This is a genomic window from Nocardia sp. NPDC059236 (assembly GCF_042754085.1).
GTDB lineage: Bacteria > Actinomycetota > Actinomycetes > Mycobacteriales > Mycobacteriaceae > Nocardia.
In genome coordinates this window covers 68348-91925 of the sequence record NZ_JBHZAF010000013.1, presented here as the reverse complement: position 1 = coordinate 91925, position 23578 = coordinate 68348, and the positions used below count along the sequence as shown (strand labels likewise).

Genomic DNA, 23578 nt, shown 5'->3' with positions numbered 1-23578 from the left:
ACCGGCCGGCGCGCCCGAGGCGCCCGGCCGGTGCACCAGTTCCTGCTCGATCACGGCAGCAGGCTACCGAGTCTGCTGGCGTCCGTTGCCGTTGCCGGTCCCATTGCCGTTTCCATAGCCGCCGTTCGGTGCGGTCGTCGGTGTCGAACCGTCGGCCGGCGCCACCGGCTGACCCGGCATCGGACCGGTCCCATTGCCGTTCCCGTTGCCATTGCCCTGATCCTGGGTCTCCGGCTGGGATTGCCGCTGGTTCTGCGGATTCGGCGCGAGCCCCGGAACCGGAATCGACCACGGCAGACCCGGGATCGGCATCTGGCTGGTGGTGATCACCGGCGGCGCCACCTGCTGCTCGGTGGTCGACGGCGCGGTGTACGGCGCCGACCACGACGGCACACCGGCCTGACCGCCGATCACGGCCGGCTTCGGGAAGTTCTCGTTGGGCGTGCCCTTGAGGGCACCGTCCATGGTGGCCTTCCAGATGTCGGCCGGCAGACCCGAGCCGTAGATCATGCCGCCGCTGGCATTGCGCAGCGCGTCACCCTGATCGGTACCCACCCAGACCGCGGTCGACAGCGACGGGGTGAAGCCCACCATCCAGGCGTCGCGGTTCTCGTTGCTGCCGTCCTTCTGGTTGGTACCGGTCTTGGTGGCCGAGAGGCGGCCGCCGGCGAGCTGGTGGTTGCGCGACCACGCCGCGATGGGCTTCATCGCGTCGGTCACGTTGTCCGCCACCGCCGCCGAGACCCGCTGCTCACCCGCGGTCTCGCCGCGATCCAGCAGCACCGTGCCGTCGGAGGCGACGACCTTCTGCACGAAGTGCGGCGCGTGATACATGCCCGAGGCGGCCAGGGTGGCGTACCCGGAGGCCATGTCCAGCGTGCGCACCCGGTACTGGCCCAGCACGATGCCGTTGTTGGGCGGGCTGCCGTCCGGCTCGACCAGCGTCTTGCCCACGCCCGGAATGGTGTCCGGGATACCGAGCTTGTGCGCCATATCGGCGATCTTCTGCGGGCCGTTGCCCGTCATGTCCAGCTCCATGCGGTAGAAGCTGGTGTTCAGCGAGCGTTTGAGCGCCTCGGCGATGGTGCACATACCGCACTGCTCGCCCTCGACGTTGGTGATCGTGATGCCGTGCACGGTGACCGGCGAGGAGTCGTACAGCGTCGAGAGCGGCTTGCCCATCTCCAGGTTCTCGGCCAGACCGAACACCTTGAACGAGGAGCCCGGCGGCAGACCCTGATTCGCGTAGTCCAGGCCCTGGCCGTCGGAGCCGCCGTAGTAGGCGCGCACCGCACCGGTCTTCGGATCCACCGACGACAGCGCGGCGCGCAGCTTGTCGGGTTCGCCGTCCATCACCTTGGTGACCGCGTCCACGGCAGCCTGCTGCGCCTTGGCGTCGATGGTCGTGGTGATCTGCAGGCCCTCGGTGTTCAGATCGTGCTCGGTGATGCCGGCGGCCTCGAGCTCCTTGAGCACCTGGGTCTTGATCAGGCCCTCCGGCCCGGAGTCCAGCGTCTTGTCCTTCTGCGCCTGCGCCGCCGGAATCACGGTGGGGTACTGCATGTTCGCACGGTCCGTCGCGGGCAGGTTGCCGCCGTCGACCATGCCGTCCAGCACGTACTTCCAGCGCGCCTGCGCCCCTTGCGGATTCTTCTCCGGATCCAGGTTCGACGGCTGCTGGATGGTCGCGGCCAGCACCGCGCCCTCGGCCACCGACAGGTCCTGGACCTTCTTGTCGAAGTACGCCTTGGACGCCGCGTCGATGCCGTAGGCGCCACGGCCGAAGTAGATGGTGTTCAGGTACGCGGCCAGGATCTGATCCTTGGACCACTGCTTGGCCATCTTGGCCGAGATCACCAGCTCGCGCAGTTTTCGGGTCAGCGAGTGCTCGTTACCGACCATCGCGTTCTTCACGTACTGCTGGGTGATCGTCGAACCACCACCGGCGTCCGTATTGCCGGTCAGCTGACCGACGAACGCGCGGCCGAAGCCCTGAATGGAGAAGCCCGGGTTGGTGTAGAAGGACCGGTCCTCCGCGGCGATCACCGCATTGCGCACATGCGGCGGGATCTGGTCGATCGTGACGTCGGTGCGATTGCCTTCCGGCGGAATGACCTTCGCCAGCACCGACGTGCCGTCGCTCATGAACATGGTGGCCACCTGATTGTTCTTCAGGTCGCCGGGCTGCGGCACGTTCACCGTCGAATACGCGTACAGGAATACCGAACTCGCCAGCCCGAGCACCAGCGCCATACCGATGTAGACCAGGCGCCGGGCCAGCCGCCAATACGAGGTCTTGCGGGAGCCCTTGCCGCCCTTGCCGCCGCCTCCGCCGGAGCCGCCACCGGGCCGCCGCGGCGGCGGACCCGCGGGGGTGCCGCCCTGCGCGCGCCGGGCCGCGGGCTGCGCGCCCGACGGCGGACGGGTGTGGTCTTCGCCCGGGCGCGGCCGGGTGCCGGTGCCCGCGCCCGAGCGCACCGCACGATCGTCGATCCGCTGGGTGCGGTCGGAGGTGGCCGCCCGCGAGATGTGATTCGGAACCGCCTGGCGCGCTCCGGTATTCACCCGCTCGTTCGGGCCGGAATTGGCGGGATTGGGAAGCTTGCGTGTCGCATCCGGATTGCCGGGACGCTGGGGCGGCGGCCCCGGACGCCGCGGCGGCTGACCGCCCTGCGGCGCGGGTCCGCGCTGCGGCTGCCCATTGGGTCCGCGCGGCGGCATACCACCCGGACCGCCCGCGGGTCCGCGCTGCGGGACACCATTCCCTGGTGCGGGACGTCCCGCGGGCTGACGTGCCCCGGGCGGCGGTCCTGCCGGTCTCGCTCCACCTCCCTGCGCTTGCGGCGGGTAGCCGCCGGGGCCGGGTTGCGAACCGCCACGGGGGCGGCCGCCGTGCGGTCCGTCGTCATAGGGCGATGTCACAGCCTGGCTCTCCAATAACTAGGTCGATACGGTCCGGGTGGCTCGATGCGGTCACGCGCGTGCACCGCGACGGGCAGGCTCCTGCCCGCTGTTCAGCAGTCGACGTGGCCTCTCACTCGGCAGCCGTGCGCCGGGCGCTGGTGCGCCGGCGGCGTGTCGGCGCCGGGGCCAGCCCCAGCACGTAGGACTGCACCAGATGGTTCCAACTACAGGTCCGGCACACCTCGACCACATGCACCGAGAACTCTTCCCGAGTCTCGGCCAACCGGACCAGTTCCTCCGGCGTGCGGGCGGAGCCCGCCACGGGACCGAGCCCGTCGCCGTAGACCCACGATACGAGAGTCAGCTGCTCTTTCCTGCAGATAGGGCATGTGACCTCGCTCCCCCGCCCGTGGAACTTCGCCGCACGCAATAGGTACGGATTCGCATCGCACACTTCGGCGACGTCCACCCGGCCCGCGTAGACGTCGGCCAGCAGGGACCGGCGCCGGAGCGCATAGTCCACTACCTGCCGCTGTATTCGCACGGGACCCAGAGTACTTGCGGGCCCCCGGAGCCCGCACGCGCTGTTCCGCCTCCCCGGAACTTTTGCGGGCGGCCGGAAGCCGTCGGCACTGGTCACCCGTGCCGGCGGTCGGGTGCCAACCCGATCTCGGGGAGTACCCGGCGAGTTACCCCGATCGGGCGGAGATCGGTCGTCACGTCGGGATACGCCGCATGGCGCGTGCAAAATATATCGGCGCGATATAGTTTGGAACTGCATCCATCGGTTAGGTCTGAACAGAACAGTCAGGAGGTGAAGCCCGTGCTCGAGTTGGCAATCCTCGGGCTGCTCCTCGAATCACCGATGCACGGCTACGAGTTGCGCAAGCGGCTCACCGGTCTGCTGGGCCCGTTCCGGGCCTTCTCCTACGGGTCGCTGTATCCGGCCCTGCGGCGCATGCAGTCCGACGGCCTCATCGCCGAGGAGAGTCCGCAGGGCTTGGCAACGCGCCGTGCGCGGCGGGTCTACAACCTGACCGACACCGGGCGGGAGCGGTTCGCCGAACTGCTCGCCGACACCGGACCACAGAACTACACCGACGACGGCTTCGGCGTTCATCTGGCCTTCTTCGGCCGCACCCCCGCGGAAGCGCGGATGCGAATCCTGGAGGGGCGGCGGAGGCAGGTCGAGGAGCGCCGAGAAGGACTGCGGGAAGCGATAAAGCGCGCCAGCGGGCAACTGGACCGCTATACCCGCCAGCTCCATCAACTCGGTCTCGAATCAAGCGAGCGCGAAGTGCGCTGGCTCAACGAGTTGATTGCTGCGGAGCAATCGACGAAGGCGGCACCACAGAAAGAGGGAAATATCGGCCATGAGTGAGATCAACACCGAAGTTCGGGTGGCCATCGTCGGCGTGGGTAACTGCGCATCTTCCCTGGTTCAGGGCGTGCAGTACTACAAGGACGCGGACGAGAATTCGACCGTTCCCGGGCTCATGCATGTGAAGTTCGGTCCCTACCACGTCCGCGACGTGAAGTTCGTCGCCGCGTTCGATGTCGACGCCAAGAAGGTCGGCTTCGACCTGTCCGACGCGATCTTCGCCAGCGAGAACAACACCATCAAGATCTCCGACGTGCCGCCGTCGGGCATCACCGTGCAGCGCGGTCCGACGCTGGACGGCATCGGCAAGTACTACGCGCAGACCATCGAGCTGTCCGAGGCCGAGCCGGTCGACGTCGTCAAGGTGCTCAAGGATGCCAAGGTCGACGTCCTCGTCTCCTACCTCCCGGTCGGTTCCGAAGAGGCCGACAAGTTCTACGCCCAGTGCGCCATCGACGCGGGTGTGGCCTTCGTCAACGCGCTGCCGGTGTTCATCGCCTCCGACCCGGTGTGGGCCCAGAAGTTCGTCGACGCCGGCGTGCCGATCGTCGGTGACGACATCAAGTCCCAGGTCGGCGCGACCATCACCCACCGCGTGATGGCCAAGCTGTTCGAGGACCGCGGCGTCGTGCTGGACCGCACCTACCAGCTCAATGTCGGCGGCAACATGGACTTCAAGAACATGCTCGAGCGCGAGCGGCTGGAGTCGAAGAAGGTCTCCAAGACCCAGGCCGTGACCTCCAACCTCGAGGGCCCGCTCTCGGGCAAGGTGTACGACCGCAACGTGCACATCGGCCCGTCGGACTACGTCGAGTGGCTCGACGACCGCAAGTGGGCCTACGTCCGGCTCGAGGGGCGCGCCTTCGGTGACGTGCCGCTGAACCTGGAGTACAAGCTCGAGGTGTGGGACTCGCCGAACTCGGCCGGCATCATCATCGACGCCGTGCGCGCGGCCAAGATCGCCCGCGACCGCGGCATCGGCGGCCCGGTCCTCCCGGCGTCGGCCTACCTGATGAAGTCCCCGCCGAAGCAGCTCGCCGACGACGTCGCCCGGGCCCAGCTCGAGGCGTTCATCATCGGGGCCGAGTAGGAACCCTGCAACGCAAAGGGCGGCATCGCGAATCGCGATGCCGCCCTTCGTCGTTCGATGTCAGTCGAGGGAGACGTAGACCTCGACCGAGGTGGGGCCGGTGTAGCGCTCGATCTCCGCGGTGTGGGAGCGGGTGATGGTGCCCGCGTTCTCGGCCTTGGCGACCTTCGCCCACGCGGTGCGCAGCAGGTCGTAAGGCTTGTCGGAGACAACGAATTTCGCGTAGCGGCCCGACGGGATGCGGGTCATCACATCGCCGGTGTCGAGGTCGGCCATGCTCGAAAGCTCGTATCCCAGAACGGCTACCGCGTGGTCGTTCTGGCCGATGTAGGCCGCGACGCGTTCGACGCTCTTCTCGCGGGCCAGGTAGCGGTCCCAGGTGAAGTTGACCAGGTCCAGGTCGCGGGCGGTGACCTCGCGGCCCGCCAGGGGAATGGTCAGCCCGCCGACCAGGAACTCATCCAGGGTGACGATTTCGAAGTCCACAGCTCCCCTACCCCTCCGCGCTCAGATCCAGCGCGACGAAAACCTCCACCGTCCGGTTGTCCGGATAGTGCTCGAAATCCCCGGTGTAGGCGCGCACCAGGGTGCCGGCCGCCTCGAGGTCCCAGACCGTGCGCCAGATCGACACGATGGTGTCGCCGAGATTGTCGCCGGTGCGATTGAAGCGGGCGAATTTTCCGGCCGGGATACGGGCGAGTACATCGCCGGGCAATAGGTCGTCCGCCTTGTTGCATTCGTAGCCCACGATATGTGTCAGATACGAACCGATCTCGGGTGCGTGATCCACATAGGCGGTCGCCGGCGGGCCGGGCAGATCGCGTGCCAGATTACGTTTCCAAGCCTCCTCGACCTTCGCGCGGCGCGGCCCTTCGACCGCGAGTGCCGGACTGCGTAGCACCGTTCCGGCTACCAGCGTTTCGTGGCGTTCAACGACATTGAATTCCACCGGCGTCGCCCCTATGTCTCGTGCTGTCTCCGACCCCACCCTGCTCCCAACCCGCATCCTGCCACCGGCATTCGGAGTCGCTGAATCCGGTGGCGGCTTCCACAATATCCGCGGCCGCGCGGAGATGGGCAAGGAGGCGCGAAACATGATCAATGCCGCCTCCCCGGGACTGCTCCCCCGCCTCCCCGAGACTTCAGCGCATGGTTGAGAGCCGTTGGAGTTGGGGACGCGTGCCAACGGGTGGGAGCCGAATCCATTTTGGACGTACCCGGTGAGTTACCCCGACCGTTGCGAAATCAGTTGGCACGTTGGCATACGACGACGAGCCACCCGGCTTAGCCGGGGACGGGGACGCTGAGGCCGGGGAAGATTTCTACTTGTTTGGGGGTGGGGGCTGGGGGGATGACGAGGACTGGTTGCTGTTGGGGGGACGGGGTGGGTGGGTTGAGAATGTCGTAATTGCCGTTGCCGGGGGGCGTTCCGGAGGGTGGGTCGGGGGGCTGGTTGGGGATCAGGTTGTTGGGGGTGGAGTTGGGGGTGGGGTTGGGGAATTGGTCGATGGGGGTGCCGTCGAGGGCGGCGTCCATGGTTTGTTTCCACAGGTCGGCGGGGAGGCCGGCGCCGTAGATCGGGGCGCCGCGGGCGGTGCGGATGGGCTGGGACTGTTCGGTTCCCATCCAGACGGCGGTGGAGAGGGTAGGGGTGTAGCCGACCATCCAGGCGTCCTTGTTCTGGCCGGTGTCGCCGAGCTGGGTGGTGCCGGTCTTGGCGGCCGAGGGGCGGCCGCCCGCCAGGGTGTGGCCGTTGGAGTAGGCGGCGATGGGGAGCATGGCCTGGGTGACGGTGTCGGCGATCGAGGACTGGATGCGCTGGTCGGGTTTGTTCGGGTCGGCGCCGCGGTCGAGGAGGACGCGGCCGTCGCCGGTCACCACCTTCTGGACGAAATAGGGGGCGCGGTAGGTGCCGGAGGCGGCGAGGGTGGCGTAGGCCGAGGCCATGTCGATGGGGCGCACCGAGTAGGCGCCCAGCACGATGGCGGGCAGCGGTGGGCCGCCCCCGTCCTCGGTGAGTGTGTTGCCGCGAAGGCCCGGGATCTGGTCGGGGATACCGGCCTGATGTGCCGCGTTCGCAATGGCTTTCGGGCCCTCGAACAGGGATTGGGCCAGCCGGTAGAAGCTGGTGTTGAGGGAGCGCTTGAACGCTTCGCCGAGCGAGCAGATGCCGCAGGACTCGCCGTCCACATTCTGGATCTTCTCCCCATTGACGGTCAGGGGTGCGCTGTCGAGCCGGTACGACAGGGAAATGCCCTGCTCGAGTGCGGCCAGCACGGCGAAAGTCTTGAAGGCCGAACCGGTTTGCAGCGGGGCCTGCGCGAAATCGAAGCCGGTGCCGTCGGGTCCGCCGTAGTAGGCGCGCACCGCCCCCGAGCGCGGGTCGATCGACACCACTGCGGTGCGCAGTTCGCCCGGCTGCCCGCCCAGTACCTTGCCGACCGCGTTCAGCGTGGCCTGCTGTGCTTTCGCGTCGATGGTCGTGATGATCTGCAGCGCACCGGTATTCAGCTCGCGTTCGCTGATGCCGGAGGCGCGCAGTTCGCGCAGGACCTGCGCGCGGATCAGCCCCTCGGGGCCGCGCGGGGTGCTGTCGTCCACCTGGGCGACCGGGACGATGGCCGGAAACTGGGTGGCGGCACGGTCATTGCGGTCCAGTACCCCCATCTCGACCATGCCGTCGAGGACGTATCCCCAGCGGGCGCGCAGCTGGTCGAGGTGGGTCTCCGGATCCAGCAGCGAGGGGGTGCGGATCACCGAGGCCAGGACCGCGCCCTCGGCCAGGGTCAGTTCGGGCGCGGGTTTGCCGAAGTACGCCTTGGCCGCGGCCGAGATGCCGTAGGCGCCGCGACCGTAGTAGATGGTGTTGAGGTAGGCCGCGAGGATGTCGTCCTTGCTCCATTCGCGGGCCATCTTCGCGGAGATGATGAGTTCGCGCATCTTGCGGCTCAGCGTGCGTTCCGAAGTCAGGAAGGCGTTCTTCACATACTGCTGGGTAATGGTGGAGCCGCCGCCCGCGTCGTCGCGGCCGAGCAGGTTGTCGCGGGCCGCGCGCAGGAACGCGGTGGTGGAGAAGCCCGGATTGCGGTAGAAGTTGCGGTCCTCGGCCGACAGCACGGCCTGGCGCACCGGCAGGGGTACGTCGGTCAGCGGCACCGGCACCCGATTGCCTTTCGGCGGAACGACCTTCGCGATCACCGTGGTGCCGTCGGAGCCGAGGATGGTGGCGATCTGGTTGGTCTGCACCGTATCCGGGTCCGGGATCTCGGCGCTCCAGTAGGCGATGCCCACCAGGGTGGTCGGCATGATCACCAGGACCAGGAACAGTGCCAGCAGCAGTCGCCGGATGCGCTGCCCGCGGGTGCGGGGCGGTTTCGGCGCGGGTTCGGGCTGGTCGGGATCCCGGGGCGGTTTCGGGCGGCGCCGGGGCCGGCTGTGCGGGTGGGGACGCTGCCGATGCGCGGCAGCGGTGGCCAGCTCGTTCCACCCGGCGGTGCTCGATGACGCCCCGGCGGTGCCGGCCGATGACGCGGATCTTCCACGCCGCCTGCTGCGGGACGAGCTCACGAGCATCTCCTTCCGGAGCGTCGACAAAGCTTTCGAGCCGGCCGCGACCACCCCGCGCGGCGGGACCAATGCTAATCGACGCGCCCGGACGGAGCGGGTAAGTGATTCGGGGACAACGGCCCCGAACCACCTACCCGAACACTCAGCTCTTGACGCCGCCGGCGGTGAGTCCGGAGATGATGCGGCGCTGGAACAGCAGCACCATGATGACCAGCGGGATGGTGACGATGGTGCCCGCGGCCATGATCGCGGTGTACGGCGGCACCAGCGGATCGTTGCCGGAGAAGCGGGCGATCGCCTTGGTCACGGGTTCGGTCTTGTCGCTGGAGAGCAGGGAGGCCAGCAGGTACTCGTTGACCGCGGCGATGAACGCCAGGATCGCGGTGGTGAACACCGCCGGCGCGGCCAGCGGCAGCATGATCAGCCGGAACGCCTGGAAGCGGGACGCGCCGTCGATGCGGGCGGCCTCCTCCAATTCCCATGGCAGTTCGGCGAAGAACGAGGCCAGGATGTACACCGTCATGGGCAGCACGAACGAGATGTTCGGGATGATCATGGCCTGGTACTGACCGATCCAGCCGATATTGGTGAACAGCTGGAACAGCGGCGTCACCAGCACGACGGCCGGGAACATGGAGGCCGAGAGGACCAGCCCGGACACCAGGTACTTGCCCTTGAAGGTCAGCCGCGCCAGCGCGTAGGCCGCCATCACGCCGAGGATCAGCGCGGCCGCCGTGGTGGCGCTGCCGATGATCACACTGTTGACCAGGGCCCGGCCGAAGTTGTTGCCGCGGCTGGTGTCGAAGGCGTTGCGGAAGTTCTCGAGGGTGACGTGGGTGGGCCACGGGGTGTTGTCGAAGGTGTAGGCCGGATCGCGCAGGGCGGTGACGACCATCCAGTAGAAGGGGCCGAGCCCCCACACCAGCACGATCAGCGCGCCCACGTACACGCGCCCGGAGGCCAGGCGTTTGGTCCACGAAACCGATTGCCGGATCGGCTTTTTCGGCTCGGCCACGACATCCTTCGTGAGTTCGATGCTCATCAGTGCGCCTCCCGCTGCTCTTCCTGGGTGCGAACGGCGTTCGCCCCCAGCACCTTCACCAGGAAGAACGCGACGGTGAAGATGAGCAGGAAGGTGATGACCGACAGCGCGGAGGCGCTGTTGGGCAGCGATTTCGATTCCGTCACCAGCATCGAGACGGTGCGGGTGGCGGCCAGGTTCCGCGTCATGATGGCGGGCAGGTCGTACAGGCGCAGCGCGTCCATGGTGCGGAACAGGACCGCCACCAGCAGAGCGGGTTTCAGCAGCGGCAGCGTGATGTTGACGAAGCGCTGCCAGGCGGACGCGCCGTCGACCCGGGCGGCCTCGTAGACGTCCTCCGGGATCACCTGCAGGCCGGCCAGAATCAGCAGCGCCATGAACGGGGTGGTCTTCCACACGTCGGCGATGATCACCGCGAAGCGGGCGGGCCAGGCGTCGGCGGTCCACAGGATGTGGGTGCCGAGCACCCGGTTCACCACGCCGTTGTACTGGAACATGAACTCCCACAACCGCGCTGTGACCGCGGTCGGGATGGCCCAGGGGATCAGCACGGCGGCGCGCAGCAGCGCGCGGCCCTTGAAGGTCTTGCCCATGATGACCGCCATGCCCAGGCCGATGGTGGTCTCGAGCGCCACCGTGACCACGGTGAACAGCAGCGTGACCCCGACGGCGGCCCAGAACTGGGAGCCGGTGTTGCCGGGCGGGCAGGACACGGTCTCGCCGAGCGAGTTGGTGCACTGCTGCAGCAGCCAGTGGCTGTAGTTGCCGAATCCGGCGCTGCCGCCTTCGACGAACATGCCGGTGGACTTGTCCAGGCCCGCGTCCTTCTGGAAGGACATCCACACTGCCCGGCCCACCGGATACCCGATGACAACCGTCAGTGCGAGCAGCACCGGCGTGACGAACAGCCACGCCCGAGCCGAAACCCCGAGGGCGGCCCCGCGGCGTTTCGGTCGTGGCTGTCCGTTTCGCATTGTTTGTTCCGTCAGGTCGGGTGGCGGCGCGACATCGGTCGCTCCCGAAGGACGTGACACCTTTTCTTCTCTCCTACGGGGCTACGCGATGGATCGTGGTGTGCGCATCGGGTGCGAGCGCGGCTCAGGATCCGGCGGTTTCGATGCCCTTCTGCATGGCATCGATTGCGGCGTCGACAGATTCCGTTCCGGTGATCGCAGCATAGGCGTTGTCCTGGATGGCCTTCGACACCGCCGGGTAGAAGGGGGTCACCGGCCGCGGCACCGCGGAGGCGATGGAGTCCTTCAACGCGGACAGGTACGGCATCTTGGCGATCAGGGCCGGATCGTCGTACACGGAGGCCCGCACCGGCGGCAGCGCGCCGGCGGCAACGATGTGCTGGGCGTCCTCGCTGATCAGGAAGCGCAGGAAGTCCAGCGCGGTGGCCTTGTTCTTGGAGAAGGCGCTGATGGCGGCGTTGTAGCCACCGAGGGTGGACGCGCCGATGCCGTCCTTGCCGGGCAGCGGTGCGACCCCGAACTTGTCCTTGACCGCGGAGGCGTCGGAGCCCGCCTCACCGAAGGAGGACGGCCAGCCGCGCATGAACATGACCTTTCCGGTGACGAAGGCGTTCTGCGACTCCGGCTCCTTGAAGGTGATGACTTCCTTCGGCATGTCGCCGTTCTTGTAGGCGTCGACCAGGGTCTGCAGGCCCTGCTTGGCCTGCGGGCTGTTCACGGTCGGGGTCTTGCCGTCGGAGCCGACGAAGCTGCCGCCGAAGGCGTTGATGACCTCGGCGGTGTTCACGGTCAGACCCTCGTACTGCGCGAACTGTCCTGCGTAGCAGCCGATTCCGGCGTCCTTGGCCTTCGGGCAGTCGGCCAGCAGCTCGGTCCAGGTCTTGGGCGGCTCGGGCAACAGGTCCTTGCGGTAGAACAGCAGGCCGCCGTTGGTGTTGCGCGGGGCCGCGTACAGCGTGCCGTTGTAGGTGGCCGAGGCCACCGGCGGCGACAGCAGCGTGGAGGTGTCGATGGCGAAGGAGTCCTTCAGCGGCTGGATCCAGCCCTTGGCGGCGAACTCCGCGGTCCACGGCACGTCGAGTGCCACCACGTCGTAGTCGGATTCCTTGGCGCGCAGGTGTTGCACCAGGTCGTCGTACTGCTGGGAGGCGTCGTTGGACTGCTCCTTGAAGGTCACCTTCTCGTCCGGGTGCGCGGCGTTCCAGCGCTCGATGAGCTGCTTGACGGCGCCGGTCTCGGTGGTGTCCTTGCCCTCGACATAGGTGATCGGCCCACGGCCGGTGAGGTTTTCGGCGGTGGAGTTGCTGCCGCTGTTGCTGCTGGAGCAACCGCTGGCGAATGTCGCCGTCAGCAATGCCGCCGAGGTCACGGCCAGCACGGCACGCGGAACCAGCGTCGATCGTAGGGACGACACCTTCTTCAAAGCCATCGCGGATACTCCAGGGTTGATGAGTGACCAGTGGCACACTCAGCCGGGGGTGCACAAGGCAAGATACATGGTGACGCTATCGTCCGCCGGGGCTACCTTGTTGATCATCCCAGAGGTTCGCGGCCGTCTCGATTCTGGACTGCGGCTGGAATAGACCTCCGCCTTGGAGCGGGGGAGCGAAGCGGAGGAGCGGAGGAGGGAAGAATCGAGACCTCGGGGCCGCGAACCCGCCCGGAGCGAAGCGGAGGGCCATTGGATACAGACAAGATGCTCACCCGGATCGGGGGACTGCTGCGGCAGGCCGAATCGACCGACAACGAGCACGAGGCCGAGGCCTTCCTGGCCGCCGCGCAGCGGCTCGCGACCAGCTCGTCGGTGGATCTGGCGGTGGCGCGGGCACATATCGCGAATCGGGAGCGGCGGCCCACGCCGGCGCAGCGGGTGATTCCGATCGGCGCGGCCGGAAAGCGCGGGCTGCGAACCTATGTGCAGTTGTTCGTGGCCATCGCCGCGGCCAATGACGTGCGCTGCGATGTGGCCCGATCGTCGACGACGGTGTACGCCTACGGATTCGACACCGATATCGACACCTGCGAGGCGCTCTACACCAGCCTGCTGATCCAGATGGTGCGTGCCTCCGACCAGTACATCAAGTCCGGCGCCTACCGTTCGGCCACTACCGAGAAGGTCGTGATCGAGCGCCGCTACGGCCGCACCTTCCACCGGCCGGTGGAGGTGCCGGTGGCCGCGGTGACCGCGCGCCTGAACTTCCAGATGGCCTTCGCCGCCCGCATCGGCCGCCGCCTGGCCGAGGTCAAGGCGGATGTGGAGACCGAGGCGGTGCGGGCCGACGCCGCCGAATCCGTGCCCACCGGAACGGCGCTCGCCCTGCGCGACAAGGAGCTCGCGCTCACCGACTTCTACACCCGGACCTCCGAGGCGCGCGGTACCTGGCGCGGCCCGCAGGCCTCGGCCGGGTACTCGGCGGCCGCGCGGCGGGCCGGTGACCGGGCGGGTAAGGCCGCGCGGCTGGGTGATTCGCCGGAGCTGGGCGGCGTGCGGGGGCAGCTGCCCCGCGGCGCGGGCGAATAGCGAACGCGCGCATGGCCGTCCGCGATGCGCAGCGGTCCCGGGTGTACGACGCCGAGGGGCTGGTGCGCGGAATGTTCGATCGCGCCGACGAATTCGGCGCACGGACCGTCGAAGTGCACGGGTCCCAACTCACGCTGCCGATCGAGCGGCGGTTCGCGTCGGTGGAATCGGTACAGGCGTACGTGGATCGGGTACTCGCGCTGAACTGGGTGCGCGCCCGGTGGGACGGGGCGGCGCGGCCGGTCACGGTGCGAGCGCGCGCCGGGACGCAGGCGGCGCACTACGAGACGGCCGGTTCGGTGCTCGCGGTGCCGCTGCACGCCCATGGAACCGCCTGGGCCCTGCGCGAATTGGTGATCCTGCACGAACTCGCCCACCACCTCGAGCCGGAGCGCACCGGGGTCGCGCCGCACGGGCCCGAATTCTGCGGTCGCTACCTCGAGCTGACGGACGGCATCATCGGGCCGGAGGCCGCGCTGCTGCTGCGCACCACCATGTATTCGTGCGGCGTGCGAATTGCCTGATCAGGGCAGAAGTTTCCGGACCCGGGCCAGGCGCTGCCGCCACCAGTCGGTCCGTTCCGGGTCGGGGTGCCGGTAGCGCTCGAGCAGGTCCGGATCGGGTGCCGGCCCGGTGCGCGGGACGGGCAGGTAGCCGTTCACCGGGCGCAGCGGCTCGGTCACCACATCGCCGGTGAGCAGGGACAGGGTGTCGAGGCCGCAGGCGAAGTCGAGGTGGGGGAGGGCGCCGGCGAGGGCGACCTGGGCGGCCAGGCCCACACTGGTTTCCAGGGCCGAGGACACCAGGCAGGGGAGTCCGGCGGCCGCGGCGACCTCCAGCGCGCGCCGGACCCCGCCCAGCGGAGTGCATTTCAGCACGGCGACGTCGGCCGCACCCGCCACCGCCACCCGCAGCGGGTCCTCGGCGCGGCGGATGGATTCGTCGGCGGCGATACGCACGTCCACCCGCCTGCGGACGGCGGCCAGCTCCTCGACGGTCCGGCAGGGCTGCTCGACGTATTCCAAACCGCCTGCGGCGCGGTCGATCAGCCGGATCCGGTCGACCGCGGTGTCCACATCCCAGACCGCATTGGCGTCGACGCGCACCGCGCCGTCCGGCCCGAGCGCTTCGCGGACCGCCGCCACCCGTTCCAGATCCTCGGCCAGGGAATCCGGATGGTCGGCGACCTTCACTTTGGCTGTGCGGCAGCCCGATCCGGTCACGATCTCCCGCGCCCGTTCCGGGCCGACCGCGGGCACGATGCAGTTCACCGGAATCCGATCCCGGACCGGTTCCGGCCATCCGGCCGCGGCCTGCTCGACCGCGGTGGCCAGCCAGGCCGCCGCCTCGCGGTCGTCGTACTCGGGGAAGGCGCAGAACTCACCCCAGCCGGCGGGACCGGGAATCAGCATGCCCTCGCGAACGGTGATCCCGCGGAACCGGGTTCGCATGGGAATCGCGTAGACCACCGCCGACTCGAAATCCACCGCATCGCCGCTGTCGCTCATCCACCGCACCCTACTCACCGCCTCGTTCCGGTAAGAGGTGGCGCCGCGGCCCGGGCCCGGCGACAATGCCGAATGAAGCCGATCCCGGCTCCATAGACCTGCGCCTTGGGGGAGACCGCAAACATGAACCCGCCCAACGAGCCCCGCCGTCCGGGCCGCGACGATCATTCTCCGTCCGATCCCGGCTTCTCCCCGGCTCCGCCGCGCGCGCCGGGTCAACCACACGCGCCCGCGCCGCCGGGGGGACCACGGAATCCCGCGGGTCCGGGATCGCCGCAGCGACCCGGACGTCCGCAGCCACCCGCGCCGGGCTCGCGGTCCGGGGAACCGATCGATGCGGCGGGACCGACCCTGCCCGGTGGGAGCCGCCAGGGTCCGCCCCCACCGCCCGCGCCACCGCAGCCGCCCGCCGGTGCGCCGCGGCCCGGCGCGATGGACCCGGCCGGGCCAACCGTGCCCAAGGCCGGGCGGCAGAGCCCACCACCGCCGGTGCCGCCCCAGGCTCACGGGAATGCCGGTGCCCCGCCGCGGCCGGGCGGACCGGTCGGTTCGCCGCAGGATCCGCGCCCGCACTCGGTGCCGGGCGCCGCACCACGATCGCCCGCCGGTCCCGGTCATCCGGGGCAGGCGCCCGTGAGCTCCCTTGGGCCGCAGCAGCATTCCCCCCGCCCGCCGAGCGGGAACTACTCGCCGCCCGGCGGAGTGGTCCCGCCGCCCATTGGTACCGAGGTGCTGCCGGAGCCGTGGGCTTCGGGTCCGCAGTACGTGGTCGGCGGCGGTTCCGCGCAGGCGCCCGGTGAGGCCGATCGGACCATGCCCGCCACACTGCCCCCGGCGGAGGCGGCCGCAGCGGCACCGCCGAGTGCCGCGCCGGATCGTAAGCCGCTGCGCCGCAAGGATATTCTGATCTCGGCGGTGCTGTATCTGGCCGGGGTCGTCATGGCCTTCGGCTGGGCCTACGACCTGTTCGCGAAGCTGTTCGACCTGATCCACAATCGCTGCACCGCGAAGAAGGACTTCTCGGTGCAGTGCGTGGTGATCCGCCCACCCGCATCGGCGCTGTGGGGCCTGCTGATCGGTGGTGGAGGCATGTTCCTGGCCCTGGTCGGCGCGCTGGTGCTGGCCTCGGTGGCAGCCATGACGGGCCGCCGGGGCTGGATCTGGACCGCGATGGCGCTGCCCGTGATTCTCGTCGCGGGCGGGGCGGGGCACATCCTGGTGGCCACCGCCGTCAACTGATCTCCAGCGCTGCTGCCGAGCACCCGGCATCCTGGAAGGGTGGCCGGGTGGCGGCGGCCGCCGATCACGGCCCCGGATTGCCAGGCCGACCGGACCGGGTCAGAGGCGCTCGTAGATGGTGGCGTTGGCGAGACCGCCTGCCTCACACATGGTTTGCAGGCCGTAGCGGGCGCCGCGCTCGTGCATGGCGTGCACGAGGGTGGTGGCCAGCCGCGCGCCGGAGGCGCCCAGGGGGTGGCCCAGGGCGATGGCGCCGCCGTTCACATTGACCTTCGACAGGTCGGCCCCGGTCTCCTGCGCCCAGGCCAGGACCACCGAGGAAAAGGCCTCGTTCACCTCGAACAGGTCGATGTCGGAGAGTTCGAGTCCGGAGCGCTGCAGGACCTTCCGGGTCGCGGGGATGACCGCGGTGAGCATGAGCAGCGGGTCGTCGCCGGCGACGGAGAAGCTGTGCAGCCGGGCCAGCGGGCGCAGTCCGAGCTGGGCGGCGCGTTCACTCGTCATGATGAGGGTGGCGGCGCTGCCGTCGTTGATCTGGCTGGCGTTGGCGGCGGTGATGTTCCAGCCGATCTGCGGGAAACGGGCCGCCATCTCCTCGCTGTAGAAGGCGGGTCGCAGCCCGGCCAGCGCCTCCAGCGTGCTGCCGACGCGGATGCCCTCGTCGTGCGAGAGCCCGGCGTAGGGGGCGAGCTGGGCCTCGAACGAGCCGTTCTTGGTTGCGGCGGCGGCCTTCTCGTGGCTGGCGAGGGCGAACTCGTCGAGCTGGGTGCGGCTCAGGCCCCACTTGGCGGCGATGAGTTCGGCGCTGATGCCCTGCGGTACCAGGCCCTCCGGGTAGCGTTCGGCGAAGCCGGCACCCGCGATGTCCTCGGCCCCGATCAGGTTGGCGCCCATGGGAACCCGGCTCATGGACTCCACGCCCGCGGCGACCACGATGTCGTAGGCCCCCGCGATGACGCCCTGGGCGGCGAAGTGGATGGCCTGCTGGCTGCTGCCGCACTGCCGGTCCACGGTGGTGGCCGGGACCGATTCGGGATAGCCGGCGGCCAGGGCCGCGCGGCGGGTGAGGTTGGAGCCCTGCTCGCCGACCTGGGTGACCACGCCGCCGATCACATCGTCGATCAGGGCCGGATCGATCTCGGTGCGCCGCACCACCTCCCGCAGGCTGTGGGCGAGCAGATCGGCGGGGTGCACACCGTGCAGGGCGCCGGTGGCCTTGCCCTTGCCGATGGGGGTGCGGACGGCTTCGACGATGACTGCGTCTCTCATGACGTTCCTTCCAGGCGCGCCGCCCCGGATTCGAGTCCGACAACGGCGTCTGACTTGATCGCTCTAAAGTCAGAGTAGGAGCTGACCATAGTGAAGGCAAGTCAGCGTTGTATGATGTGTGTCATGTCGGCAGTACTGGAGGGAAAACTCAGCGATCTGGGCTCGTGGAAGCCCGAGGCCTGTTCGATCGCGAAGGCGATGGACATCGTCGGGACGCGCTCGGCGATCCTCATCCTGCGCGAGTCGTACTACGGCACGACGCGCTTCGACGGCTTCGCGGCGCGGATCGGCATCACCGACGCGGCGGCTTCCAGCGCGCTGCGCAAACTGGTCGATGCGGGACTGCTGGAGAAGCGGCCCTACCAGGAAGACGGCAAGCGCACCCGCAACGAATACGTGCTCACCCCGATGGGTCTGGATCTGCTGCCCGCGGTCGTGGCGCTGTGGCAGTGGGGTGACAAGTACCTGCAGGACGGCACCGCGCCACTGGAGCGGCTCGAGGATGCCACGGGCGAACCCGTGCGCGCGGAACTGCGCAGTGCGTCGGGAAACGAAGTCCCCCTGGAGAATCTGCGCATCCGGGTGAACGACGAATGGCGGCGGAAGCAGACGCGGAGCCCCCGCGCCCGTCAATAAGGGGGCCCGGGGGCTCGGCCCCCGGAACCCCTTGGAACTGACCGAAGGTCAGTTCAGGCGGCGTCCGTCCCCGGGGTGGAAGAAGTACGTGTGGTCCGAGTCCGCGACCAGCGCGAGCTTGGTGCCCTTCGCGGGCGGGTTGCGCCAATCCGCGCGCGCCACAATGGTTTCCCCGTCACCGAGGGTGCGGCCGTAGATGTAGGCGTCGGAGCCCAGCTCCTCGACCACATCCACCTCCATGGCGATCCCGGCCCCGTCGCCGACCGAGTCGAGGTGCTCGGGCCGGATGCCGACCACCACCCGCTCGCCGGTGGCCGCCGCCACCGACCGCGGCAACGGCAGCGGGCAGCCGCCCAGCGTGACCGAGCCATTGCCGACCGGCAGCGTGAACAGGTTCATGGCGGGCGAGCCCATGAAGCCCGCGACGAACAGGTTGGCCGGGTCGCGGTACAGGTCGCGCGGGGAGGCGCACTGCTGCAGCAGCCCGTCCTTGAGCACCGCCACCCGGTCGCCCATGGTCATGGCCTCGACCTGATCATGGGTGACGTAGACGGTGGTGGTGCCGAGCCGGCGCTGCAGCTGGGCGATCTGGGTGCGGGTCTGCACGCGCAGCTTGGCGTCCAGGTTGGACAGCGGCTCGTCCATGAGGAAGACCTGCGGCTGGCGCACGATGGCACGGCCCATGGCCACGCGCTGGCGCTGACCGCCGGACAGGGCCTTGGGCTTGCGGTCCAGGTAGGGCTCCAGGTCGAGCAGCTTGGCGGCCTCGAGCACGCGCTGCTGCCGCTCCTCCTTGGCGACCTTGGCCATCTTCAGCGCGAAGCCCATGTTCTCGGCCACACTCATGTGCGGGTAGAGCGCGTAGTTCTGGAACACCATGGCGATATCGCGTTCCTTGGGCTCGGCGTGCGTGACGTCCTTGTCCCCGATCAGGATTCGGCCGTCGCTCACCTCCTCGAGCCCCGCGAGCATGCGCAGCGAGGTGGATTTGCCGCAGCCGGAAGGGCCGACGAGAACCAGGAATTCGCCGTCGGCGATCTCCAGGTTCAAGGCATCGACGGCGGGGTTGGCCGAGCCCGGGTAGAGCCGGGTGGCCTGGTCGAAAGTCACCGTTGCCACGGTTTCACACTTCCCTTCACCGGCAGGAACGTGCCGGACGATCCGTAGTAGAGGGTCGGCCCAGAGCGTAGCCGAGGGGCAGAATGGGGCGCAGTGATCACCGACGGAGGAGCACCTCATGAGCCGACCGGTTCGTATCGGAGTTCAGTTGCAGCCGCAGCACGCGCCCAACTACGGATTGATCCGGGACGCGGTGCGGCGGTGTGAGGACATCGGCGTCGACATCGTCTTCAACTGGGACCACTTCTATCCGCTGTACGGGGACCCGGAGGGCGCGCACTTCGAGTGCTGGACCATGTTGGGCGCCATCGCCGAGCAGACCGAGCGGGTGGAGCTCGGCGCGCTGGTCACCGGCGGCGGTTACCGGAATCCGGATCTGCTGGCCGATATGGCCCGCACCGTGGACCACATCAGCAACGGGCGCCTCATTCTCGGTATCGGCGCGGGCTGGTTCCAGAAGGACTACGACCAGTACGGCTACGAATTCGGCACGGCCGGAAGCCGGCTGGCGCTGCTGAAGGATTCCATGGCCCGCCTCACCGACCGGCTGGCCAAGCTGAACCCGCAGCCGGTGCGCGACATCCCCATCCTGATCGGTGGCGGCGGCGAGAAGAAGACGCTGCGGCTGGTCGCCCAGTACGGCGATATCTGGCACAGCTTCTCCGACATCGGCGAGCTGCAGCGCAAGATCGGCATCCTGGGCGAGCACTGTGCCGAGGTCGGCACCGACCCCACCGCCATCGAGAAGTCCGTGGCCTGGCCGGGCCTGGATCAGGTGGAGGGCTACGCGGACGCGGGCGTGACACTGTTCACCGTGAGCTCGGGCGGGCCGGACTACGACATGAGCCGGATCCAGGAGGCCGTGGCCTGGCGGGACGGCTTCAACCGGCGGTAGGGACGCGCCTGAACTGTGATTTCCGCCGAATCAGGCCGAGGCTAACTCTGGCCTGGCAGACCACCCCCACTAGGGTGGTCTGCCATGGTTTCCTTGCGGCAGCGCCCAGATCGTCCCCCGCGCTTGCCGGCATTGGCAGGAGTTGTGCTGGTCGGTCTGCTCGGCATCGCGACGCTCGCGGGCAGTGCCGGTGCCGATGATCGCGATCTGTGTTCGCCGCCCGGCCAGGCCGCGGCCAGCGCCGCACCGACCAATCTGGCCTCCGAGCAGCAGAACGCGGGCGCGGACCGGTTCACCACCGCCACCACCGAGCCGCCGGCCAAGATCGATATCAGCAAGCTGGGCCTGCTGACGCCCGGCAAGCTCAGCGTCGGCACCCTCTCCGACGCGCCGCCGAGCATCTGCGTCAACTCCAAGGGCGTGTTCACCGGCTTCGACAACGAGCTGCTGAAGGCCATCGGCGCGAAGCTCGGCCTGCAGGTGGAGTTCACCGGTACCGAGTTCGCCGGCCTGCTGGCCCAGGTCGCCAACGGCCGCTTCGACATCGGCTCCTCCAGCATCACCACCACCGACGCGCGGCGGCAGCTGGTCGACTTCACCAATGGCTACGACTTCGGCTACTTCTCGCTGGTGGTGCCGAACGGCAGTGCCATCAAGGGTTTCGCGGATCTGCACCGCGGCAATCGGGTCGGCGTCGTGCAGGGCACCGTGCAGGACGAGTACGTCGTCAACGAACTGCACCTGGACCCGGTGAAGTTCCCCGACTACAACACCGCCTACGCGAATCTGAAGACCGGCCAGATCGATGCCTGGGTCGCGCCGTCGCAGCAGGCCATCGGCGCCATCAAGCCGGGTGATCCGACCTCGATCGTGCAGAACACCTTCAGCGTCAACAACTTCACCGCCTGGGCGGTGCGCAAGGGCAATCAGCCGCTCACCGACGCGCTCGATGCCGGGCTGGACGCGGTGATCGCCGACGGCACCTACGCCAAGCTGTACGAGGACTGGGTGCCGCGGGAGCTGCCGCCGGGCTGGAAGCCGGGCTCCAAAGCCGTTGCGGCGCCACAGCTGCCGGACTTCGCCAAGATCGCGGCCGAGAACGCGGGCAACCGGCCCGACAACAGCGCGGTGCAACCGAAATCCACGCTGCAGCAGCTGAAGGACACCTTCTTCGACTGGTCGCTGTACCGCAAGGCCTTCCCGGACCTGATCAGGACCGGTCTGCCCAATACCTTGATCCTGGCGCTGGTCTCGGGCCTGCTGGGCAGCGTGCTCGGCATGCTGCTCGCGGTGGCGGGCATCTCCCGCACCCGCTGGTTGCGCTGGCCCGCACGGGTTTACACCGACATCTTCCGCGGCCTGCCCGCCGTGGTGATCATCCTGATCATCGGCCTGGGCGTGGGACCGGTGGTCAAGAACGTCACCGGCAACAATCCCTACTGGCTGGGCGCGATCGCGCTGGCGCTGCTGGCCGCCGCCTACATCGGTGAGATCTTCCGCTCCGGCATCCAGTCGGTGGAAGCCGGACAGCTGGAGGCCGCCCGCGCCATCGGTTTCGGCTACCGGCAGGCCATGACGCTGGTGGTGATCCCGCAGGGCGTGCGCCGGGTGCTGCCCGCGCTGATGAACCAGTTCATCGCGCTGATCAAGGATTCCTCGCTCATCTACTTCCTGGGCCTGCTGGCCACCCAGCGCGAACTGTTCGCGGTGGGCCGGGATCTCAACGCGCAGACCGGGAATCTGTCGCCGCTGGTGGCGGCGGGCCTGATGTACCTGCTGCTGACGGTGCCGCTCACCCACCTGGTCAACTACATCGACAAGCGCATGCGTGAGGGCCGTCCCCAGGGCGGGCACGATCCCGCGGACCCGGTCGAACAGGCCGTCATCACGGAAGGGCGTGGAGCATGAGTGCCTCCCTCACCGGCACCGGCCTGCGATTGACGCTGGGCCGCAACGAGATTCTGCGCGGCGTGGACGTGCACGTGGATGCCGGCAAGACCACCACGGTGATCGGGCCGTCCGGCTCCGGCAAATCCACGCTGCTGCGGGTGCTCAACCGCCTGCACGAACCCGATTCCGGCGACATCCTGCTCGGCGGTAAGTCGGTGCTGGGCGAGAACCCGGACCGGCTGCGGCAGCGGATCGGCATGGTGTTCCAGCACTTCAACCTGTTCCCGCACATGACGGTCGCGGACAATATCGCGCTCGGCCCGCGCAAACTGCACGGCCTGTCCAAGGAGCAGGCGCGCACGCTGGCGGTCCAGCAGCTGGAGGCGGTCGGCCTGGCCGGCAAGGCGGATGTGCGCCCGGCCAACCTGTCCGGCGGACAGCAGCAGCGGGTGGCCATCGCGCGGGCGCTGGCCATGAAGCCGGACATCATGTTCTTCGACGAGGCCACCTCGGCCCTGGATCCCGAACTGGTCAAGGGCGTGCTCGCGCTCATGTCCGAGCTCGCCGGGGGCGGGATGTCCATGATCGTGGTGACCCACGAGATGAGCTTCGCCCGTTCGGTTTCCGACCAGGTGGTGTTCATGGATCACGGCCAGGTGGTCGAAACCGGCAAGCCCGAGGCGCTTTTCGAGAACGCCGAAACCCCGCGGCTGCGCCAGTTCCTGTCGCAGGTGTTGTGAACGATGCCAAGGGCGGGGATCACCGCGCCTGCGGGTGCGGCTAACTGCTGCCGCTGAAGGGCATGTTCGCGAAGCGGGCGAAATCACCCTGGGCGCCGCTGTAGACATTGAGGTCCACGGCTCCGCCGATGCCGGGGATATTGCCCGAGCTGGTGGTCTGCCAGAACGTCCACGTCGGCCAGCCGCCCGGCACCTCGGGCTTGTCATTGCCCCGGTAGTCGGCGATCCACAGTGGGTAGTTGGTGAACTGATTGGTGTCGGCCATGGCCGTCTGCCAGAAGCGGGGATAGGTGTAGATGATCGGCATGCGGCCGGTCAGGGCCCGGACCGTGTTGAGATAGCGGTGGGTCCAGTCGATGAGCGCGGCGGGCGGCAGCCCGCCGGAGTCCTCGAGGTCCAGCACCGGCGGTAGGTCGAGCATCCCGTTCTGGCCGAGCACCATCGTCGAGTAGAAGGCGGCCTGGGGCTCCGGCGGCAGGTTCGGGCGCGCGAAATGGTAAGTGCCGCGCGCGACTCCGGCCACCCGCATGGCCAGGCTGTCCTGCACGAAGAACGGGTTCACGTAGCTGAGGCCCTCGGTGGCCTTGAGCATGGAGAACTCGTATCCGGCTCCGCGCACCGCGAACCAGTTGATGCCCCCGCCTCCCGGGTGTTGCCAGGAGGCCACATCTGGGCCGTCGATATCGGCGGCGGCCACCCCCACCGGGGTTGCCATGAGGATGCTTGTAGCTGCGACTGTTAGCGCTTTCATCAGGCTGCGTCCGGTCATGCCCCGAAAGGCTAGGCCGATCGCCCGCTATGGC

Annotated in this window: 22 protein-coding genes; 10 read left to right on the top strand and 12 right to left on the bottom strand. The window is 68.6% G+C overall.

The features are described 5' to 3' along the window. Positions 1 to 63: 63 nt before the first annotated feature. Together ACFXIV_RS30220 and ACFXIV_RS30215 are read right to left on the bottom strand one after the other, a co-directional pair. The gene (locus ACFXIV_RS30220) at positions 64 to 2721 is read right to left on the bottom strand and encodes a transglycosylase domain-containing protein (protein WP_379400675.1); all 2658 of its coding nucleotides are present in this window, start codon (positions 2719 to 2721) and stop codon (positions 64 to 66) included. Between the two features lie 313 nt (positions 2722 to 3034). Further along, the gene (locus ACFXIV_RS30215) at positions 3035 to 3448 is read right to left on the bottom strand and encodes a DUF5318 domain-containing protein (protein WP_354841034.1); all 414 of its coding nucleotides are present in this window, start codon (positions 3446 to 3448) and stop codon (positions 3035 to 3037) included. A gap of 279 nt (positions 3449 to 3727) precedes the next feature. On the opposite strand from ACFXIV_RS30215, the gene ACFXIV_RS30210 reads away from it, so the two are divergent. Together ACFXIV_RS30210 and ACFXIV_RS30205 are read left to right on the top strand one after the other, a co-directional pair. Beyond that, a complete protein-coding gene (locus ACFXIV_RS30210; protein WP_356996002.1) occupies positions 3728 to 4285 on the top strand; it encodes a PadR family transcriptional regulator in 558 nt (185 codons plus the stop codon). After that, a complete protein-coding gene (locus tag ACFXIV_RS30205) occupies positions 4278 to 5375 on the top strand; it encodes an inositol-3-phosphate synthase (protein WP_379400674.1) in 1098 nt (365 codons plus the stop codon). The genes ACFXIV_RS30210 and ACFXIV_RS30205 overlap by 8 nt, the downstream gene beginning before the upstream one ends. A 60-nt stretch (positions 5376 to 5435) precedes the next feature. Here the strand turns inward: ACFXIV_RS30205 and ACFXIV_RS30200 are convergent, their stop codons facing one another. Both ACFXIV_RS30200 and ACFXIV_RS30195 read right to left on the bottom strand, forming a co-directional pair. After that, positions 5436 to 5861 carry a GyrI-like domain-containing protein gene (locus ACFXIV_RS30200; RefSeq protein WP_354841040.1) on the bottom strand — a complete coding sequence of 142 codons (426 nt, stop codon included), beginning with the start codon at positions 5859 to 5861 and terminating at the stop codon, positions 5436 to 5438. A 7-nt stretch (positions 5862 to 5868) separates the two neighbouring features. Further along, positions 5869 to 6324 (bottom strand): effector binding domain-containing protein, encoded by a 456-nt coding sequence (locus ACFXIV_RS30195; RefSeq protein ID WP_354841042.1) that lies wholly within the window; start codon positions 6322 to 6324, stop codon positions 5869 to 5871. 13 nt (positions 6325 to 6337) lie between these two features. Here ACFXIV_RS30195 and ACFXIV_RS30190 point away from each other — a divergent pair, with 13 nt between their 5' ends. Further along, positions 6338 to 6532 carry a hypothetical protein gene (locus ACFXIV_RS30190; RefSeq protein WP_379400673.1) on the top strand — a complete coding sequence of 65 codons (195 nt, stop codon included), beginning with the start codon at positions 6338 to 6340 and terminating at the stop codon, positions 6530 to 6532. Between the two features lie 127 nt (positions 6533 to 6659). Here ACFXIV_RS30190 and ACFXIV_RS30185 read toward each other — a convergent pair whose 3' ends face one another. From ACFXIV_RS30185 to ACFXIV_RS30170, 4 genes are all read right to left on the bottom strand, one after another. Then, positions 6660 to 8948 carry a transglycosylase domain-containing protein gene (locus ACFXIV_RS30185; RefSeq protein WP_379400672.1) on the bottom strand — a complete coding sequence of 763 codons (2289 nt, stop codon included), beginning with the start codon at positions 8946 to 8948 and terminating at the stop codon, positions 6660 to 6662. Between the two features lie 136 nt (positions 8949 to 9084). Next, the gene (locus ACFXIV_RS30180) at positions 9085 to 9984 is read right to left on the bottom strand and encodes a carbohydrate ABC transporter permease (protein WP_379400671.1); all 900 of its coding nucleotides are present in this window, start codon (positions 9982 to 9984) and stop codon (positions 9085 to 9087) included. Next, positions 9984 to 10958, bottom strand: a complete 975-nt coding sequence (locus ACFXIV_RS30175) for a carbohydrate ABC transporter permease (protein WP_379400670.1) — start codon at positions 10956 to 10958, stop codon at positions 9984 to 9986. Before ACFXIV_RS30175 ends, ACFXIV_RS30180 begins: the two co-directional genes overlap by 1 nt. Positions 10959 to 11082: 124 nt before the next feature. Continuing rightward, complete coding sequence (locus ACFXIV_RS30170) at positions 11083 to 12387, bottom strand: ABC transporter substrate-binding protein (RefSeq protein ID WP_379400669.1); 1305 nt, start codon at positions 12385 to 12387, stop codon at positions 11083 to 11085. Between the two features lie 252 nt (positions 12388 to 12639). On the opposite strand from ACFXIV_RS30170, the gene ACFXIV_RS30165 reads away from it, so the two are divergent. Together ACFXIV_RS30165 and ACFXIV_RS30160 are read left to right on the top strand one after the other, a co-directional pair. Beyond that, positions 12640 to 13479 carry a DUF2786 domain-containing protein gene (locus ACFXIV_RS30165; RefSeq protein WP_379402956.1) on the top strand — a complete coding sequence of 280 codons (840 nt, stop codon included), beginning with the start codon at positions 12640 to 12642 and terminating at the stop codon, positions 13477 to 13479. Positions 13480 to 13490: 11 nt separating this feature from the next. Next, positions 13491 to 14003: a TIGR04338 family metallohydrolase gene (locus tag ACFXIV_RS30160; protein WP_379402955.1), complete on the top strand. Its 513-nt coding sequence runs from the start codon at positions 13491 to 13493 to the stop codon at positions 14001 to 14003. On the opposite strand, the gene ACFXIV_RS30155 is transcribed toward ACFXIV_RS30160, so the two are convergent. Then, complete coding sequence (locus ACFXIV_RS30155; RefSeq protein ID WP_379402954.1) at positions 14004 to 14987, bottom strand: o-succinylbenzoate synthase; 984 nt, start codon at positions 14985 to 14987, stop codon at positions 14004 to 14006. 633 nt (positions 14988 to 15620) lie between these two features. On the opposite strand from ACFXIV_RS30155, the gene ACFXIV_RS30150 reads away from it, so the two are divergent. Then, complete coding sequence (locus tag ACFXIV_RS30150) at positions 15621 to 16226, top strand: hypothetical protein (RefSeq protein ID WP_379402953.1); 606 nt, start codon at positions 15621 to 15623, stop codon at positions 16224 to 16226. A gap of 99 nt (positions 16227 to 16325) precedes the next feature. Here the strand turns inward: ACFXIV_RS30150 and ACFXIV_RS30145 are convergent, their stop codons facing one another. Next, on the bottom strand, positions 16326 to 17495 hold the full coding sequence (locus tag ACFXIV_RS30145; protein ID WP_379384284.1) for a thiolase family protein: 1170 nt from the start codon (positions 17493 to 17495) through the stop codon (positions 16326 to 16328). A 123-nt stretch (positions 17496 to 17618) separates the two neighbouring features. Between ACFXIV_RS30145 and ACFXIV_RS30140 the strand changes: the two genes are divergently transcribed. After that, positions 17619 to 18131, top strand: a complete 513-nt coding sequence (locus ACFXIV_RS30140) for a winged helix-turn-helix transcriptional regulator (RefSeq protein ID WP_379402952.1) — start codon at positions 17619 to 17621, stop codon at positions 18129 to 18131. Between the two features lie 48 nt (positions 18132 to 18179). Here ACFXIV_RS30140 and ACFXIV_RS30135 read toward each other — a convergent pair whose 3' ends face one another. Continuing rightward, positions 18180 to 19250 (bottom strand): ABC transporter ATP-binding protein, encoded by a 1071-nt coding sequence (locus tag ACFXIV_RS30135; protein ID WP_379402951.1) that lies wholly within the window; start codon positions 19248 to 19250, stop codon positions 18180 to 18182. Positions 19251 to 19368: 118 nt separating this feature from the next. Between ACFXIV_RS30135 and ACFXIV_RS30130 the strand changes: the two genes are divergently transcribed. The 3 genes from ACFXIV_RS30130 to ACFXIV_RS30120 all read left to right on the top strand — a co-directional run bounded on the left by ACFXIV_RS30130 (position 19369) and on the right by ACFXIV_RS30120 (position 22775). Further along, on the top strand, positions 19369 to 20145 hold the full coding sequence (locus ACFXIV_RS30130) for an LLM class F420-dependent oxidoreductase (protein WP_379402950.1): 777 nt from the start codon (positions 19369 to 19371) through the stop codon (positions 20143 to 20145). A gap of 84 nt (positions 20146 to 20229) precedes the next feature. Further along, positions 20230 to 22053, top strand: coding sequence for an ABC transporter substrate-binding protein/permease (locus ACFXIV_RS30125; protein ID WP_379402949.1), 1824 nt, complete (start codon positions 20230 to 20232; stop codon positions 22051 to 22053). Beyond that, positions 22050 to 22775, top strand: a complete 726-nt coding sequence (locus ACFXIV_RS30120; RefSeq protein WP_379402948.1) for an amino acid ABC transporter ATP-binding protein — start codon at positions 22050 to 22052, stop codon at positions 22773 to 22775. Before ACFXIV_RS30125 ends, ACFXIV_RS30120 begins: the two co-directional genes overlap by 4 nt. A 40-nt stretch (positions 22776 to 22815) precedes the next feature. On the opposite strand, the gene ACFXIV_RS30115 is transcribed toward ACFXIV_RS30120, so the two are convergent. Beyond that, positions 22816 to 23526 (bottom strand): glycoside hydrolase family 25 protein, encoded by a 711-nt coding sequence (locus ACFXIV_RS30115; protein WP_379402962.1) that lies wholly within the window; start codon positions 23524 to 23526, stop codon positions 22816 to 22818. Positions 23527 to 23578 lie beyond the last annotated feature (52 nt).

Coding starts and splice junctions, on each gene's coding strand:
- ACFXIV_RS30140 (WP_379402952.1), top strand. CDS start 17,619: ATGTCGGCAGTACTGGAGGGAAAACTCAGCGATCTGGGCTCGTGGAAG.
- ACFXIV_RS30185 (WP_379400672.1), bottom strand. CDS start 8,948: ATGCTCGTGAGCTCGTCCCGCAGCAGGCGGCGTGGAAGATCCGCGTCA.
- ACFXIV_RS30145 (WP_379384284.1), bottom strand. CDS start 17,495: ATGAGAGACGCAGTCATCGTCGAAGCCGTCCGCACCCCCATCGGCAAG.
- ACFXIV_RS30205 (WP_379400674.1), top strand. CDS start 4,278: ATGAGTGAGATCAACACCGAAGTTCGGGTGGCCATCGTCGGCGTGGGT.
- ACFXIV_RS30115 (WP_379402962.1), bottom strand. CDS start 23,526: ATGAAAGCGCTAACAGTCGCAGCTACAAGCATCCTCATGGCAACCCCG.
- ACFXIV_RS30220 (WP_379400675.1), bottom strand. CDS start 2,721: ATGCCGCCGCGCGGACCCAATGGGCAGCCGCAGCGCGGACCCGCGCCG.
- ACFXIV_RS30175 (WP_379400670.1), bottom strand. CDS start 10,958: ATGCGAAACGGACAGCCACGACCGAAACGCCGCGGGGCCGCCCTCGGG.
- ACFXIV_RS30180 (WP_379400671.1), bottom strand. CDS start 9,984: ATGAGCATCGAACTCACGAAGGATGTCGTGGCCGAGCCGAAAAAGCCG.
- ACFXIV_RS30120 (WP_379402948.1), top strand. CDS start 22,050: ATGAGTGCCTCCCTCACCGGCACCGGCCTGCGATTGACGCTGGGCCGC.
- ACFXIV_RS30170 (WP_379400669.1), bottom strand. CDS start 12,387: ATGGCTTTGAAGAAGGTGTCGTCCCTACGATCGACGCTGGTTCCGCGT.
- ACFXIV_RS30160 (WP_379402955.1), top strand. CDS start 13,491: ATGGCCGTCCGCGATGCGCAGCGGTCCCGGGTGTACGACGCCGAGGGG.
- ACFXIV_RS30155 (WP_379402954.1), bottom strand. CDS start 14,987: ATGAGCGACAGCGGCGATGCGGTGGATTTCGAGTCGGCGGTGGTCTAC.
- ACFXIV_RS30130 (WP_379402950.1), top strand. CDS start 19,369: ATGAGCCGACCGGTTCGTATCGGAGTTCAGTTGCAGCCGCAGCACGCG.
- ACFXIV_RS30125 (WP_379402949.1), top strand. CDS start 20,230: ATGGTTTCCTTGCGGCAGCGCCCAGATCGTCCCCCGCGCTTGCCGGCA.
- ACFXIV_RS30190 (WP_379400673.1), top strand. CDS start 6,338: ATGTCTCGTGCTGTCTCCGACCCCACCCTGCTCCCAACCCGCATCCTG.